Annotated in this window: 12 protein-coding genes, 1 pseudogene and 1 CRISPR repeat array; of the genes and pseudogenes, 7 read left to right on the forward strand and 6 right to left on the reverse strand. The window is 39.0% G+C overall.

Going from position 1 to position 17249, the window contains the following annotated elements:
• Positions 1 to 85 precede the first annotated feature (85 nt).
• From VB733_RS21015 to cas2, 6 genes are all read left to right on the forward strand, one after another.
• Complete coding sequence (locus VB733_RS21015) at positions 86 to 1048, forward strand: DevR family CRISPR-associated autoregulator (protein WP_323342009.1); 963 nt, start codon at positions 86 to 88, stop codon at positions 1046 to 1048.
• Positions 1029 to 1832, forward strand: coding sequence for a hypothetical protein (locus VB733_RS21020; protein WP_323342010.1), 804 nt, complete (start codon positions 1029 to 1031; stop codon positions 1830 to 1832). Before VB733_RS21015 ends, VB733_RS21020 begins: the two co-directional genes overlap by 20 nt.
• Positions 1810 to 2907, forward strand: a complete 1098-nt coding sequence (gene cas6, locus VB733_RS21025; protein WP_323342011.1) for a CRISPR system precrRNA processing endoribonuclease RAMP protein Cas6 — start codon at positions 1810 to 1812, stop codon at positions 2905 to 2907. The genes VB733_RS21020 and cas6 overlap by 23 nt, the downstream gene beginning before the upstream one ends.
• Positions 2908 to 3029: 122 nt before the next feature.
• Entirely contained in the window at positions 3030 to 3614 is a 585-nt protein-coding gene (gene cas4, locus VB733_RS21030) for a CRISPR-associated protein Cas4 (RefSeq protein WP_323342012.1), read from the forward strand.
• 368 nt (positions 3615 to 3982) lie between these two features.
• Entirely contained in the window at positions 3983 to 4960 is a 978-nt protein-coding gene (cas1d, locus tag VB733_RS21035) for a type I-D CRISPR-associated endonuclease Cas1d (protein WP_323342013.1), read from the forward strand.
• Positions 4961 to 5035: 75 nt separating this feature from the next.
• Positions 5036 to 5329 (forward strand): CRISPR-associated endonuclease Cas2, encoded by a 294-nt coding sequence (cas2, locus tag VB733_RS21040; RefSeq protein ID WP_323342014.1) that lies wholly within the window; start codon positions 5036 to 5038, stop codon positions 5327 to 5329.
• Positions 5330 to 5548: 219 nt separating this feature from the next.
• Positions 5549 to 7499: direct repeats of the CRISPR family, unit length 37 nt; unit sequence CTTGAAACTTAGCGATTCCCGGCAACGGGATTGAAAC.
• Between the two features lie 76 nt (positions 7500 to 7575).
• On the opposite strand, the pseudogene VB733_RS21045 reads toward cas2, so the two are convergent.
• A pseudogene (locus VB733_RS21045) lies at positions 7576 to 7809 on the reverse strand (nitrogenase component 1); the annotation flags it as partial.
• Positions 7810 to 8130: 321 nt separating this feature from the next.
• Between VB733_RS21045 and VB733_RS21050 the strand changes: the two are divergent.
• The gene (locus VB733_RS21050) at positions 8131 to 10269 is read left to right on the forward strand and encodes a GumC family protein (RefSeq protein WP_323342015.1); all 2139 of its coding nucleotides are present in this window, start codon (positions 8131 to 8133) and stop codon (positions 10267 to 10269) included.
• A gap of 19 nt (positions 10270 to 10288) precedes the next feature.
• On the opposite strand, the gene VB733_RS21055 is transcribed toward VB733_RS21050, so the two are convergent.
• The 5 genes from VB733_RS21055 to VB733_RS21075 form a co-directional block, all read right to left on the reverse strand.
• Positions 10289 to 11419 (reverse strand): glycosyltransferase family 1 protein, encoded by a 1131-nt coding sequence (locus VB733_RS21055; protein WP_323342016.1) that lies wholly within the window; start codon positions 11417 to 11419, stop codon positions 10289 to 10291.
• A 6-nt stretch (positions 11420 to 11425) separates the two neighbouring features.
• On the reverse strand, positions 11426 to 13321 hold the full coding sequence (locus VB733_RS21060; RefSeq protein ID WP_323342017.1) for a right-handed parallel beta-helix repeat-containing protein: 1896 nt from the start codon (positions 13319 to 13321) through the stop codon (positions 11426 to 11428).
• Between the two features lie 35 nt (positions 13322 to 13356).
• On the reverse strand, positions 13357 to 14589 hold the full coding sequence (locus VB733_RS21065; RefSeq protein ID WP_323342018.1) for a hypothetical protein: 1233 nt from the start codon (positions 14587 to 14589) through the stop codon (positions 13357 to 13359).
• A gap of 255 nt (positions 14590 to 14844) precedes the next feature.
• Positions 14845 to 16068, reverse strand: a complete 1224-nt coding sequence (locus VB733_RS21070; RefSeq protein ID WP_323342019.1) for a glycosyltransferase — start codon at positions 16066 to 16068, stop codon at positions 14845 to 14847.
• On the reverse strand, positions 16065 to 17174 hold the full coding sequence (locus VB733_RS21075; protein ID WP_323342020.1) for a glycosyltransferase family 4 protein: 1110 nt from the start codon (positions 17172 to 17174) through the stop codon (positions 16065 to 16067). The genes VB733_RS21070 and VB733_RS21075 overlap by 4 nt, the downstream gene beginning before the upstream one ends.
• Positions 17175 to 17249 lie beyond the last annotated feature (75 nt).

Raw genomic sequence — 17249 nt, forward strand, 5'->3', positions numbered from 1 at the left:
TAATTGCTTAAAGCTTATTCAATAAGTCCTGAAGTGCAACTATAAACTTTATTAATTCACTTAATTATTCACTAATCAAGCCAAAATGACTAATTCACACTTTCCCATTTATTCCCTCTCCATTAGCGGTTTACTTTCCTGGCAAATCCATGCCCTCAACAACGAAGGAAACGAAGGCAATCAATCCTTAACTCGCCGTTTTTATATCGTTCAAAAAGGTGGAAATGAACCCGAATATGTTAACGGGATTTCCGGTGATATGCTCAAACATATTCAAGCTGAACATTTACACCGCATCGCCCTTGAATCTAATCTAAGTTTATCCGCAGGAGGCAAACAATTTAATCCCGATCGCATCGGTTATGATATTGACAAAAACTTACCCATTTTTACCGAAAAAGATACAGATTTAGCTTCAAAAACTGCCAAAGTCCTACAACTCTGCACCATCAGCGACTTAGAAGGATTCATGGTGACAGAAAAGAAAGGACAAACCCTCAAACGCGAATCTGTGATTGAATTTGGTGCAGTTGTCGGTTTACCCACCTACGTCAAAACCCAAAGTTACTTCCACGCTAAATACGGAGTCGAAAACCCAACTCCCTACAATGTCCAAGTCAGTTCTGGTTTATATGCAACTGTCCTGAATGTGGAAGCATTCCGCATCGGTTATAATCCCCACAATTTCAGCTACAGCATCGATGCGAATCAACGTAAACAACGCTTAGACGCACTCTTAAAAAGTATTCTTTACACCTATCTCCAACCCAACGGAGCCAAACGTAACACCCATTTACCTCACCCCGACTACTTTGAAGGTGTAATTACCGTCAGCACTCGTCGCTGTCCCGCACCCATGTTAAGCCCGTTGGAAGAAAGTTACAACCGTCAAATTCTCAGTTTGGCAGACACCCTAAATAACCTCAATGGAGAAGGTACGATTCGCTGCTTTGAATTTGATTCCATGGCACAATTCGCCGAACAAATTCAAGCCATCATCGAACAAGGACAACCCTGGGAGAGCGAAAATGCCGAAGCAGTTGAATAATTCCCCCAATTCTAATTCCCCTCCATTTCCAGAGTCAAAATGGCTCACTGTCTGCTACCAACCCGTGAGCTTATTCACCCTCAAACGTTCCGATGCAACCAGCATGGCAGCTCGTTCCAATCTGGTTCCCACACCCTATACTATCAAAATGGCATTACTCAAAGCCTTATTGGAAAGCCAGGGAAAACATCATCAAGACGATTTTGATGATTGGATAAAACAGGAATTTACCTGGATTCGGGATTTGCAGATATACATCCTTCCACCCGAACAATTGGTAGTCAATCGGAATGGTTACAAACTTCGATATTACGACCAAACCGCAGACAAAGCCGATAAAAGTAGAACCACCCTTCCCATGCAAGACGGTTTTGTATTTCGGGAATGGATACATTTACAAGGTGAATTGCAAATTTGTGTGGGAATTAATGAAGAGGTGTCAAATAAATCACCAGAAAAATCACGCAACAAACTACAAAATCAGTTACAAGAATTAACCCAACTTTTTGCCCAAATCAACTACTTTGGTAAAAAAGGTTGCTTCTTTCAATACTTACCCGATCGCACCCAAACAACAAACCAACCCACTTTCACACCTAACCCCAACAACAGTTTTACCATCCAACCGATGGATGATTTTGGTGCAAAAACCACTTTTAACAAGATAAATCCCTTTTCCAACGACAGAGCCACTATCGACAAAGATAGAATTATCAAACCAGGATTGTTACCATTAAAGCTTCGCTCTACTAGTGCCCGTTATGACTTCTACCAAAGAGACTGATAGTAAAAATTCTACCACCATAAAAACCGCGAACCTCTTGGAAAACCAGTTAACAACAGAACCGAAAATTGAACCAACTTTTGCCGGACTCAGTGTAATTTTACGTACTACTCAAACAAATACCACGCCGGTTAACTTAAGTGAATGGTTGCAAACGGAAGATATCCAGGAAGATATTAAGCCCATTTGGATACCCCTACGTAAAACTGATGGTGTAACCAAAATTATGGCGGTACTACCAGACGCAAATTTATATGACAATTTTATGGGGATGCTGTGGGGGCAAATTGCGGGCAGTAACTTAGTCGAATGGCGACAGAAACCCTACGAAATCAGTGGTGTGGAAGTAAATTCTGACTCTCTCCACAAAATTGCGATCGCAATCTATTCAGTCCAACCCCTCCCCCCGACTTTAGCCCGTGCTATCCATGCATTATGTTTTCGCTGGTTTGCCAATACTAGCCCCGAATTAGCCGCAAATCTCCACCAACAAGAAAGCCTACCTCTAACAACAGGGTGGGAATATTGCTCTCCCAAAAAAATCCTCCTCAAAATTAGTTTGTTACAAAAAGAATTACTCGCACCTTTGCTGTGGGGAATTAATGCAGACTTAGGGAAAGAAATTACTATCGCGGGAATACCTTGTCGAATGGATGCTTGGATTGATATCGCCCAAACAACCAGCTTTGAGAAAATTGCCCAATCACCGACTCAAAACACCATAGATTTACGATTTCTCACCCCCACAAGTTTTAAACAAGCTAAAAACGTCCAACCCTTTCCCCTACCCGAACTAGTTTTCAATGGACTATTAAGACGTTGGAATCTATTTGCACCAGAAGCGTTAAAATTCCCTAAAATCGAATGGAATGGTATGGTTTCCGCCTACGACCTGAAAACCTACGCTATGAAGATGGAAGGTGGAGCAGAAATAGGTGCAGAAGGATTAGTTAAATATAAGTTTGCCGACAGCGAACAAGCCAGAATCGCCACCACCTTAGCCCAATTTGCCAGCTATGCGGGAGTTGGTAGAAAAACAGCGATGGGAATGGGGCAGGTTGAAATCCCCAATTAAAGAACATCCAATTTTTTAAATACCCAATCAATTTGTAGTGCTAGCGTCTCGCTCCCTGCTAGCACCACTCAACTTTGATAATATTCCCAATTCAAAATCTAAAATTTCAAATCTAAAATCGAATGACTGAAAATTATTTACCCCTAGCGTATCTTAACGCTTGGGAATATTGCCCACGCCGATTTTACCTGGAATATGTGCTGGGGGAAATGGAAGATAACGAGCATATTATTCTTGGTCGCCATTTACACCGCAATATTAACGAAGAATTAGTGATTACCGAAGGCGAAACTATTATCCGTCAACAACAATGGGTGTGGAGCGATCGCTTAAAAGTTGCTGGAATCATCGATGCGGTGGAAGAGTCAGAAGGTCAACTTGTACCCGTGGAATACAAAAAAGGGAAAATGGCACAACACCTCAACGACCATTTTCAACTCTGCGGTGCTGCCTTATGTTTGGAAGAACGCACCGGACGCAACATAGCTTATGGTGAGATTTTTTACCACGCCAACCGCCGCCGACAAACTGTAGCCTTTACTCCCGAACTACGACAAGCAACAGAGAATGCGATCGCACTAGCCCAACTTGCAGCAACAAGGGAAATGCCAAGACCTATTGATAATACGAAAAAGTGTCAATCCTGTAGTTTGCAGAGAATTTGCTTACCCTTTGAAGTCAAAGCATTACGGACAATTTCCCAATAACCGATTTATACCGATTTATGTAGTGGGAGCATCTTGTACCATTTCACGAAAAATCTGATACAGATGTAAATCCTGAAAGCTTTGCTGCATCTAAGTTTTTTAATTGCGAATTGCGACTTGCGAATTGTGAATTGGTATTGCTCCCTTCCTATCAACCCAATGCGGGCAAGATGCTTTTTCACTCAACCAAACGCGGGCAAGACGGCTTTTCACTCAACCCAATGCGGGCAAGATGCTTTTTCACTCAACCAAACGCGGGCAAGACGGCTTTTTTACTCAACCAAACGCGGGCAAGATGCTTTTTCACGCAAGCAAACGCGGGCAAGATGCCCGCACTACCAAATCCACAATCCAAAATCCAAAATAAAATGACTGTAATTTACGTTACCCAACCAGAAGCTGTTTTAAGCAAAGTTTACGAAGCATTTACCGTTTCCCTCAAACAGGAAGACGGCACTTGGAAGAAAAAAACTATACCAGCCCAAACCGCCGAACAAGTTGTTCTCATGGGAAATCCTCAAGTTACCGGAGATGCTCTAGTATATGCTCTGGAATTAGGAATGCCCGTTCACTATCTTTCCTTTTTCGGCAAATACTTAGGTTCTGCCCTACCCGGATACTCGCGTAATGGTCAATTACGATTGGCTCAATACCGAGTTTACAACAACCCTACAGAGCGTTTGGAACTTGTCAAAGCCATAGTGACTACCAAAATCCACAATCAGTACAATGTTCTTTACCGTCACAACCAAAAAGATAACCCTCTCAAAGAGCGAAAAAACTTAGTTAAAAACCAACAAACCATCGATCAAGTGCGGGGAATTGAAGGATTAGCAGCCCGGGAATATTTTGCTTGCTGGCAAAAAATGGTGGGTAAACAATGGACATTCAATGGACGCAATCGGAATCCACCCACTGATCCGGTAAATGCCTTGTTGAGTTTCTCCTATGCTTTACTGAAAACCCAAGTTACAGCTGCGGTTCATCTCGCTGGACTTGATCCTTATATCGGTTATTTACACGAAGTTCATCACGGACAACCTGCAATGGTATTGGATTTAATGGAAGAATTTCGCGCTTTAGTTGCCGATAACGTCGTGCTGGGAGTATTGAGCAAACGAGAAATTCAACCCCAGGATTTTAGCGAGAGTTTGGGTGCATATCGCCTTTCCGATGTGGGAAGAAAGACTTTTTTAACTGCATTTGAGCGGAAAATGAATGATGAATTTACCCATCCAGTCTTTAATTATCGCTGCACCTATCGACGTGCGATCGAGTTACAAGCTAGGTTGTTGAGTCGCCATTTACAAGAAGGTATCCCCTATAAACCACTAGCTTTGCGGTAAAGAAGGAACCTCTCTTGCTTATATCTCTCTTGGAAAGAGAGATTTTGAGTTTTTACATCCCGAATCCAAAATTGTATGACTACGTTGTTTTACCTCATTATTTACGATTTACCTGACAACAAAGCTGCAAATAAGCGTCGAAATCGTTTGCACAAAATGCTGACTGGTTACGGAAATTGGACGCAATATAGTGTGTTTGAATGTTTTTTAACTGCGGTAAAATTTACTGAGATGCGAATTAAGATTGAAAAGTTAATCAAACCAGAAGAAGATTCGGTGCGGGTTTACGTACTCGATGCGGGTTCTGTGAAACGAACTATTACTTATGGTTCGGAAAAACCTCGACAAGAGCAAGCAATTATTATATAGTTGGTTAGTAGCTTGATGTTTGGCAGACCGAAGCGAGGTCTAAAACCTGGGGGGTTCTGCCAAAATCGCCAGAACCTAGACAAGTTAATACTTACAGCGTTTTCATATTCGAGACTATTGATATTTTGTGTCAATAAGTGAGGCTGAAATGAGGTCATTTTTTCGATCTGCCAAAACTGCTTGTGGAATCCTTGCTCTGTAAGGGTTTCAGATGGCGGTCTTGAAACTTAGCGATTCCCGGCAACGGGATTGAAACAAACAGGATTTCATGCAAGTGTAACTCGCAAAAGCCCCTTGAAACTTAGCGATTCCCGGCAACGGGATTGAAACATAACCATCAAAGCATTCAAAAACCCCATCCACTGTTCTTGAAACTTAGCGATTCCCGGCAACGGGATTGAAACTTTTCATCCTTATACTTTCCTATGGTAAACTCATTCTTGAAACTTAGCGATTCCCGGCAACGGGATTGAAACGTCGAAACATATACATAAGTATACTGGACTACATAACCTTGAAACTTAGCGATTCCCGGCAACGGGATTGAAACCATCAGAAAAAACAAGCGCTACCGACGACTAAGGCACCTTGAAACTTAGCGATTCCCGGCAACGGGATTGAAACGACATAAATTTGCTATTGACTATAACCGTGCCAACTTGAAACTTAGCGATTCCCGGCAACGGGATTGAAACGAACCAATAAGTCTCACCTCTTCCATCTAGATCAGGTTCTTGAAACTTAGCGATTCCCGGCAACGGGATTGAAACCGTAAGCCTAATTCATGAACCGAAAATAGATACCACACTTGAAACTTAGCGATTCCCGGCAACGGGATTGAAACACACTGGAGGTAAAGAGACATTTAATCCAAATGCGCTAACTTGAAACTTAGCGATTCCCGGCAACGGGATTGAAACTATCTGCAATCATATGTGCAATGCAATGCAGACATGCTTGAAACTTAGCGATTCCCGGCAACGGGATTGAAACTGATGTTATATCTTTATCGATGCAGTCATGTACACTTGAAACTTAGCGATTCCCGGCAACGGGATTGAAACTATCTTTGCTTTTAATGCTAACTCTAATGTAATTTGACTTGAAACTTAGCGATTCCCGGCAACGGGATTGAAACAGGTTTATTACTTTTAACTTATTTATTACCTCTCTCCTTGAAACTTAGCGATTCCCGGCAACGGGATTGAAACACTTGAAATAACCTTTACCCCTATATTTACTATCCTCTTGAAACTTAGCGATTCCCGGCAACGGGATTGAAACTTACCACCGATGTTCATAATGGCAAGCTGATTTATACTTGAAACTTAGCGATTCCCGGCAACGGGATTGAAACTTAGATTTTGCCCAGTTTGTCAATGGCGGAAGCAGCCTTGAAACTTAGCGATTCCCGGCAACGGGATTGAAACGATTATCCTGTAGTGGTGTTCGAGACTTTAGCCGATTACTTGAAACTTAGCGATTCCCGGCAACGGGATTGAAACAAGATTTTTGTGTTGATGAAAATAACTTTGATTTAGACTTGAAACTTAGCGATTCCCGGCAACGGGATTGAAACGTAAATTGTTTTTTGATATTCAACTACTTTCCAGAACTTGAAACTTAGCGATTCCCGGCAACGGGATTGAAACATTTATAGAAAAATTTATAGAAAAACTAATTCTGGCCTTGAAACTTAGCGATTCCCGGCAACGGGATTGAAACTAGCAGTTTATCTACAGCTGCGCGAATATTTTCTGCTGTCTTGAAACTTAGCGATTCCCGGCAACGGGATTGAAACACCGCAGTCCTATCGAGTTTTCCCAACTGGAAAACTTGAAACTTAGCGATTCCCGGCAACGGGACTGAAACATTTTTTCCTGGTCGGTATCTGTGAGAGCAATTTCTGGCTTGAAACTTAGTGATTCCCGGCAACGGGACTGAAACATAATATTACGCGGGTTGATCGACGAATACACATTTACTTGAAACTTAGTGATTCCCGGCAACGGGACTGAAACGTTATGTTGTAGTTGCGATCGCGCAGATGGAATCAACCAACTTGAAACTTAGTGATTCCCGGCAACGGGACTGAAACATTTTGGCAGAATTGAATACACATAGAACTCTGTCCTTGAAACTTAGCGATTCCCGGCAACGGGATTAAAACATTAAGGAAAAATCCAGTGTAATGAGAGGTGAATGTTATTAAAAATGGCTTGTGATTTGATATGTAGCTATGCGTCATCACCAGACCACTGAGCAACGACGCGCAATCCCATTTCTTCTAGCAACATGCGGCTTGCCCATGCGTCACCACCGATGTTGTAGTCACCAATTAATGCGACATCGTAAGGACCTGGTTCAAAGTCGAGTTTGTTTTCTTTCTTTGCTTTGTCGAAGTGGGGGAATACCCAGTCACGGATTGCGTCGTTAGCAATGTGGTGACCCAAGGATTGCGATACACCACGGAAGCCTTTACTTCCGCTTGATAACATATCAAAAGTGAGACATAGACATATTCATGGAGCAATTAAAAGGGTAAAATGTGTTGCCTAAAAAGTTGAGATTCATTAGCCTTGAAGTTTGTAAACTCAGAAATAAGACACAATGACACAAAACTTTACATTAACCAACTGATATCCGTTGATTCACCTTGATTGAATCTGCTGTATTATTTATGATTTATCGTCGTAACTCCTCAAATACTTGGAATGCGTCGTTGTTAAACCTAGTACAGATACATGGTAAATTACAGCATCCTTTTAGCCCTGAGTGGAATATTTAATTAAAGCAAACATATGAAAACAATTCAATCTCAGCAAATAGAGCCAATTAATCAAAGTTTCCAATATTATGACGCTGCCGAAGGCGGATTAAATTTACTTGATTTCAAAGACAGGATTATCCGGCAGATTCATGTCGTGGTAGGAATCACTATTTTTATGTCTTCTTTAGCTTTTGTTAGCGCCCTCAAGCGTACTCCTACCTATGAAGCTAGTTTTGAAATACTTTCTGAGCGAGTTAGTATTGAAACCAAAGTTACTTCTTCTGTTTCACAATCGCGAGAAACTACAGAAGACATTGGAGCCGTTACTTTAGATGAAGTACAAATAAAAAACTTAAAAAGTCCTGATCTCATTGCACCTATTGTTATAAAACTAAAAGAAAAGTATCCAGGAATTAACTACGACTCGATTACTAGTACACTAAACTTAAAAGCTGACGAAAAAAAAGGAATTTTAGAAGTATTTTATCAACATAGCGATCGCGAGCAAGTTAAAGATGTTTTAGAAGAGTTAATACAAGCCTATTTGAACTATAGTTTGAGAAAAAGGCAATCTGGGGTAAATAGAGGACTAGATTTTTTAAACCAGCAAATTCCCAGAATACAGAGTAAGGTGAATGTACTTAATTATAAATTACAAGAATTAAGGAAAAACTATAATATTATCAATCCATCAATTCAAGGTTCTCAAATATCTCAAAGAATAGATACTTTTACTATTAAGCAAATTGAATACAAATCACAATTAGAAAAAACTCAAAGGCAAGCTGCTCTTGCTAAAAGAGAACTCAATGAGGAGTCTACCACATCAACTACAGCGATGCTAATTGGTACTTCCCGATATAATGCACTATTGGAAGACTTGCAAAAAATAGATAGTGAAATTGCCAAGCAATCTGCGATTTTTTCAGATCAAAGTACCAAAATTCAGAATTTACAAGAACAAAGACGAGCCATAGTTTCTCTCATAAATTTAGAAATAGCTACTATTCAACAAAAGATTGACAATCAAGTTAGTTTAGAACAAAAACAGATACAAGTCATTAATAAAGAAATTGCAAATATGCAAAAAAATTTCCAAGAATGGTTAGAGGTGACAGGAAAATACGAAAATATCGAAAGAGAAATGACAATTACAGTCAAACAACTGAATGACCTTCTAATTCAAAGAGAAGCTCTACGACTGGAGTCTGCTCAAAAAGAAGCTCCTTGGAAGTTGCTTACTCTCGTAGGAGAACCCAAAACAAATGCTGCTAGCATCGCAAATTACATAATATTAGGTACACTTTTAGGGTTGTTGCTTGGTGTAGGAACAGCATTACTCTTAGAGACATCTCAAAATCTAGTGTATAGTCCCAATCAAATTCAAGAAATTATCAATCAACCAATTTTAGGGATTATTCCCTTTAATCACTCTTACAATAACTTATATTTTCAGAAAATACTTGATTTCATTAAACAAATATATTCAAAAGAAAAGCAGTCAACAAATAAAAATTATAATAAAAACTATGCTGTCAAGAATTTGCTCTCTCCATATGTAGAAGCTTATGTTTTTTTAGCATCTAACTTGAGCTTATTTGCAAAAGATAAAGATATTCATTCCTTGATTGTGACTTCTACTATATCTGGGGAAGGAAAATCTACTGTGGCGCTTAATTTAGCTAAAGTTATAGCAGCGTCAGGAACTAGAGTATTAGTGGTTGATGTTGATATGCGTAATCCAGGTAATTTGACTAGTCACATGGTATTAAATTCAATCAAAGGTTTAAGTGATATTTTATTGTCTGATAATTTAAATGCAGAGATAAATATTAAGAGCATTATTCAACAATCTATTTTAGATGAAAATTTATTTATTTTGTCATCAAGAAATACAAATAGCGATATTAATATTAGTGGCTTACTGGCTTCTGCAAAAATGCGAAACTTGATGCAAGAATTACAACAAATATTTGAGCTAGTCATTTATGATGTTGCTTCAATTGTTGATTATGCCGATGTCAAGTTGTTAGCTAACAACACTGATGGAGTAGTGTTAGTCACTGGTTTAGGTAAGTTACAAGGTTTAAAGCTCAAAGAAGCTGTTTCTCAATTAAATATATCTAAAATACCTATGTTGGGTGTAGTGATTAATCATTTGACTAATTAATTGACAATAACTTTCCGTTTTAAGAACACTTTGAATTAACTCGATAATATAGATTTAAATATTGCTTGGCTATATTTGATTTTTCAAAGCGCTCTACATTGGTATAGTTTGATAAATTAGGTTTCTTTATCGATTGAATAATGGCTTGGCTGAGGTTAGTAACAGCATCAGTCTCTAAAGAAAAATAAGTACAGTCATTAGTACCAACTTCTCTAAAAATTGGGATATCAGAGCAGACAATTAAATTTCTGAAGTGGAGAGCTTCAGCTAGAGGCAGACAAAAACCTTCCGTGGCAGAAGGAATTACAAAAACTTGACAATTTTGATATAACCAACACAATTCTTGATCATCGATCGCAGCTAGTAGGATTACTTTCTTTTCTACAGATAAATGGCTAATTAAATCTTTAATATTTTGAGTTTCTGGTCCAGAAGTCCCAACAATGACTAATTTAGTATCTGGAACTAATTGCTTGTTATTTAGTAACTGTGAATAAGCTTTAATCAACAAATCTAAATTTTTATTCTGACGATGTTGGGCAACAGATAATAAAAATAAACTATTTGCTGGTATCTTTTGAGGAACTTGAGGTTTAACATTCTCAAAGTCAACATAGTTATAAATTACATCAATTTTTGTACTGGGTTTAAGATAGGGGAAATAAAACTTTAGTTTATCTAATGTTACTCTAGATACGCAAGCAAGACCATCACTATTACTAATACATTGGTTTAAAAATAGACGATTGAACCAAACTTGAGGAAAGCCGAAGTTATCAGGACATTCGTAAGGATATAAATCATGAATAGTAGTGACTACAGAAGCATTAAATTTAGCTCTGAGGAATGGGAAAGGAAAGGAAAGATGAATAATATCTGCATTGAGATGATTTGCTAGTTGGGGTAAACCCCTGAGAAACCAAATATTTCTGGCGAGAGAACTGTTTTTGATTTTGACACTAATTAGTTGAACTTTTTCAGAGGTAAGAGGAAAAGAGGTTTCAAAATATTTTTTTTGCCAAGCTCCTATCACTAAACTGATTTTGGTAACTTCTTCATTTCCTGCTAAACAACGAGCTAGATTAGCAGCGTGTCGGCAAACACCAGTTGGTTGAATAGGTCGATGTAAAGCGGCAATTAAAACATGCATATTTAATTATTTTTTTTTCAAATTGTTCTCTAAAGTCGAACCAGCTTTCCAGATGGGAGTACCTCGCTCGTATGCACCAATATCGGGCGCATCACCAACAAAATTTTCTGTAATACCAGGAATTATCACCCCAGCATCAATAGCTGGAGAGTTTGACTTTAAGCTAAAGTCAGGAAGAGATTTTGCTTCTTTGGTAGGAGGTTGAGAAAACTTCGGATTATTGTTTATAAACAAGTTATTGGATTGTTTATTGGCAGTTATAGTTTTAGATGCTGCAAAAATATTATTACGCGCCTCAATCGAACCTCCACCCATAACCACATCTCCCATAAAAGTATTATTAAAGACTCGCTCGTATCCTCTAGGACTACCTACCAGTAAGTTATGGTTGTCTTTTCCTCCAGTTAAATTCCAGACTACATTATGGTGAATAGTGCTGTTGAAGCTTTCGAGGTCTAAATAAATACCGCGAGTACCCCAGAATGGACTAAAAGCTTGGGTATCTCGAATCCAGTTATGATGAATCGAACCACCTTCTAAATTAATGTAGCAGCAAATGTAAATAGCTCCTAAGTCGGTACTGAGCATACCAAAGCGAGAAATATCATTATAAGCAATTTCAATGTTACGAGCATCTGTACCTGCGGTATGCCAATCAATATTAATTGCGTCACGACCAGCACGAGAGATTGTGTTATGGGTAATTTGATGACCAGTGCCATTAATGCGGACAGGAGCGGCATAGGACACCATGTAATTACTGTTGGTAATAATATTGTTGGTTACTGTATGATTTTTCCCTTCTAGCAGTACACCATTACCAGAACTCCACTCGATTATTGAGTTTTTGAGTGTATGACTGTTTCCACGTAATTGAATTCCAGTATCGTGGGCATGGGAAGCCACAATTAAACCATTATCAGAGTTAGGAGCTTGTTCTGACTTGGGTAGAGGTGGCAAAGTCATGTGGTGGGACACATACTTACCCCGAATACCATCAATAACTATATTAGTGCTGCGATCGCTCGTGGTAATTGTGTTAGCAAATAGGTTTAAATTACGTAAAGAAATATAAGAGCGATCGCTTAAATCAAAAGCAAAGTTGCGCTGTTTAACTTCTACTTTGGTTGGTATCTTACTGTCAGGTGCCCAAAGGTAAAGAGTTTGGCTTTTATAGTCGTAAAACCATTCTCCTGGATTATCAAGTAATTCTAATTTGCCGAAAAGATAAAACCAAAATCCACCCCTATCCCAAGGAGCAGTCATTTTAGCAGTTAATTTTCCTGCTGTTCCGCCAGTTATTGTACCTGTGCGGGTGGTATACCATTCATTAGTCCAGACTTTTGCACCAGTCCATCCTTCAGATAAATGAGGAATTTCTTTGTTTTCAATACTAGCTAATAGTCCTCCCTGACTTTTAACCCCTCCACCGATGAGAGCAGGACGTAGAAAATCTCGTTTTTCATCCATATTGGGAAAACGGGCTTCCGGCATCATTTCCCCATTGATAAATACCTGATTGGCAAAGAAATCTATATCCCTATAGCCATTGACAGGTAAACTCACCTGGCGACGATAAATTGAGTTGCGATATGTATTCCATCCTTCAACTGCTTCAGTCCCAGAAATAGTGACATCTTCATTTTTATAAGCTGCAAAGGTTATCGGTGCCTCTGCTGTCCCTGAAACCCCAGGACGAACCTCCTCACGATAAATACCTGCTCTTAGCCAACAAGTTTCCCCTGGCTGAACAACAGTGGCACATTTTTGAATAGTTTTAAACGGGCGATCGATTGTTCCAGGATTTTTGTCTGAACCAGTTGGTGCAACAATATAATAATTATTAGGTTTGGCAATACTCTTACTTAAAAAAATTACAATGCCAAGGGAAGTAGCAAACAAAAGAGAAAAGATCGAGTATTTCAATAGTCTCTTATTCATTTGTCTAACTTCGGTAGAAGGATTGATTTTCTCTGACTTTTCTGGCGTATTCCTAAATGCATTCGGTGTTCGTGCCAACGTAATCCAATCAGAATAACTGTAGAAAGCATAAAGCCAGGTTCTTCCACTTGGGTTAGAAAAAAACCATAAATAAAGACTGTGAGAATAAGAAATTTACAAAAATCATCAATACAGAAATATTTCCATACTAAAAAACCAAGATATAAATAAGCAGCAACTCCCAGGCAACCCTGATCACCCCAAACTCCAGCCCAGGTAAATAGGGGAACGTATAAGGTACTTGACAGAGCAATCCAATTACTATTAATAAAACTCCACATTTCATCGTACAGAGGATGTTTTGTAGCTCCTAACCGAGATAGGATACTCCACATATCACTAATTGTCCATCCTCCTAACCGACCGAGCGTATGCCCAGGTCCTAGTCCTAGTAACCAATTCAGAGGGGAACGGTAGTATGAAAGAACTCTGCGAATACCCTCTATTTTGACATCTAAACCACCACCCGAATCACTATTATTAATGTCATCTCTGGTTAACCATTGGGCGTAAACCTCAAATAATTCTAGGTTATGAATCGCCCACCAGAAAGCTGCAATGGCTAAGCCAATAGAGGTTGCATAGATTAGAAACTTATTGATATCCTGAACTTTAGTCAAGGCAATTGCGAACCAAGCCAGTCCACTGACTAGAATTACTTGTTTAGTATCCGCAATTTGAATTTGATAAATTGTTCCTATTATTGCCAGAATACGTATCCACAGTGGAACTGTTTTAAGATACAGAAGGCAATAAATAGAAACACTAACTGAGACAGAAGCAGAAATATAGCCTCCAGCTCCCGATATAAAAAAAACTCCTTGTACTCCATCTGTTTCATCGTACGGGGCTGCACTTATCCGTCCTGCAACTAAAAGAAACTTTTGAATAATTGCTAATAAAAGATTGATTAATGCAGAGATAATTAGCCACGACCTGAACTTATTAAGACTTTCTATGGAGAAATCGACACAAGCGATCGCCAAGAGAAACATAAAAGGTTCTCCAAGCATCAAAAAGTTAATGATGACATTAACAAGCCCAGCATTATTGACAAATGCACTGGCGACCATTATGCCAAGGAAAAAGAGGAGTGCAAAAACAATAGACCAGACAGCATGAATTTGATGGCGATCTTTGATTCGAGTAGTTAATATTGCAACTACCATTGCCAAAGGTACAGTTACGAAGTGAAAAAAGTTTAGAATTGATGGTGCACGAGTGATCGAGCAAAAAATTCGCGAATAGAAAGTTGTAGCAAAGGCAGCAAAAATAAGCTTGTAATTTTTAACAAATCCTGCTTTCTTCTTGCTTAAATTGGCTGTTGGTTGGTGTAACATTACTAGTTGTTTGGAGTGCAGATTCACTCACTTTTATATACACCATTAAAAGGCATTATTCATTAATTTTTTTAGCACTACCAGTTATTTTACAACCTGATGATAAACTGTATTCCAATTCTCCCCGATAACTTGCCAGCTAAAGTTTTCTTTGACCCGTTGCCGACCTGCTTGACCCATGCTGAGTCTTAGTTGTGGGTCTTTCGCCAACTGAATCATTGCTAAGGCTAGATCGGCTACAGCTTGAGCAGGTTCATCAGCAGGAATTTTGAAGCCAGTTTCTGCCGTCACTTGAACCGCAGGACCCCCTAAGTCTAGACAAATTACAGGGCGACCTGCTGCCATTGCCTCCATACACACCCACCCACCAGAATCATGTAAACTAGGGTGGACTAAAATATGAGATTTTTTCAACAATTCTAAAGTCTTTTCACGAGGTAATTTACCCCAAAATTTAACTTTTTGAGCAATTCCCAACTCCTGTACTAAAGCTTGGAGCCGATCGCCTTCAACCCCTCCTCCTACAACCCAGTATTCTGTATTTGGTAGATTTGCTTCAGCAAAGGCGCGAATTCCTAAGTGAAAGCCTTTCCAATGGAGAAGTCTACCCATACTGATAAATCTTACTGGTACGTCATTAAGTATTTGGTATTGAGAAAGTTTGCCTATATCTTCTGTCGATAACCCTGATTCTGGTATGATTTTCAAATTACTGATGCCCATTTGATAAAGACGATCAGCTGTATCTTTAGTTGTTGCTCTGACTAAAACGCTTTTTTTAGCAGTAATATGTACAAACGGATCTTGTTCACCCAACCAGCGAACTAGACTACGTGCAATTTCATAAATTTTAGCTTTCAAACTAAAATCCTGCCAAAACGCTTTTGGGGCAGATTCCCCACCACCTACAGGACCCCAAACAAAAGGAATCGGGAGTAGGGAAAGAAAACTAGGACTGGAATATTTAACAAAGGTGACGTGGTGTGTCAGATCGAAGCTAATTTGTTGATGCAGACGGCGAGCAACAAAGTAAGCTTGAATTTGCCAAAGGTAATAGTGAAGTTGCATTCCTCCCGAATGACCCCACTTGCGGCTATCTTGCCAAAAAGGAAGAGTAAAATAAACAAAGTGAAGGTTGGGTACAGGGTTACGTTCCAGTTCAGTTTCAATAATATCTTTGCTCTCATCTGGACGTGTAAGTACCCAAACTTCATGATATTTGGCAACTTCGCGAGCAACATTCCATCCTACGCCCGGTTCTGAACCCATGCCGGGTTCACAGGAATATGCAGAGATAAGTATTTTCATTGCTCAATAACTTCTTGGTAGAGATTTAGGTAACTTTTAGCGATGGTAGTTGGTAACAAGTGAAGTCTCGCATAGGATTGTGCAGATTCAGACCAATGTTTCATTTGAGCAGGTTGTTTAAATATTTCCACTATACGATTTGCCGCTGTTTGTGGTTCGGGAGACAAGACAATACCTAGATTATGTTGGTCAAATAACTCAGCAAAATTCACCGTGCTTGCAACAGCACATGGTAGACCTAAATACATAGCCTCAGCAATTGAAATTCCAAATACTTCCCAGCGAGACATCTGAATATAAAGACTAGCTTCAGAAAGTATTGCAGCTTTGTTAGAATCAAAAATAGGAGAGTGAAAATAAATGTTTGAAGGAAGATTACTTTGAAGATGCTTTAGCCATTTAAGTGTTTTAACATCTTCAGTTCCATATAAATGAAGCTCTATATCTGATGGCAACAAACGTGCAATCTCCACTAAGATGTCTATTCCTTTATGGAGAACATCAAAGCGTCCCATATAAACTAATTTCTTAGCTTTTAAATTACCTTTCCATCTATTTTCTGTGATCTGATTAGGATTGATCGGGTTAGGTATACACTTAATAATTCCTGTAAAATTGGGGACAAAATCCCTAATAGCTTTTTCTTCCTTTGGTGTTACAGAGGAAATAGCAGATGCTTGATAGAATCTTGGCTTTTCTAGAAGCCAACTATAAATTTTTTTCTTAAACCAACCTCTTTTAAGAAGTTTAGACGAAATGGCATTGGGAGTAATTACATAGGGAATTTTTTTTCTAACTAAATACTTTGCTAAAGTCGCCAAATTTGGAAGAAAAACTGAATGCATATGCACAATATCTGGTTTATTCGAGTTAACAATTAACTCTATTTTTTTCATATCGTAGCTCCATATATTGGTTGGAATATGCATCAATTGAATTCCTGTTTTCTTGGCTATTTTCTGGGCATATTCATCTGGAGGAGATGCTAGTAATAAAGTTATTGAGTGACTCATTAAAGCCTGCTCTTGAGCAATTAGCCAGACAGTTGCATTTAATCCATCTACTGTTTGTGGGGAGGGTGATGCCCCAACATGCCAAATTTTCATTAATAAATTCCTAATAAATATTATCTAATTATCTGAGTAGAAATTATTTTTTTAGAAGGATGTTTTTTGTTGTTT

The organism is Calothrix sp. UHCC 0171, assembly GCF_034931845.1.
GTDB lineage: Bacteria > Cyanobacteriota > Cyanobacteriia > Cyanobacteriales > Nostocaceae > Brunnivagina.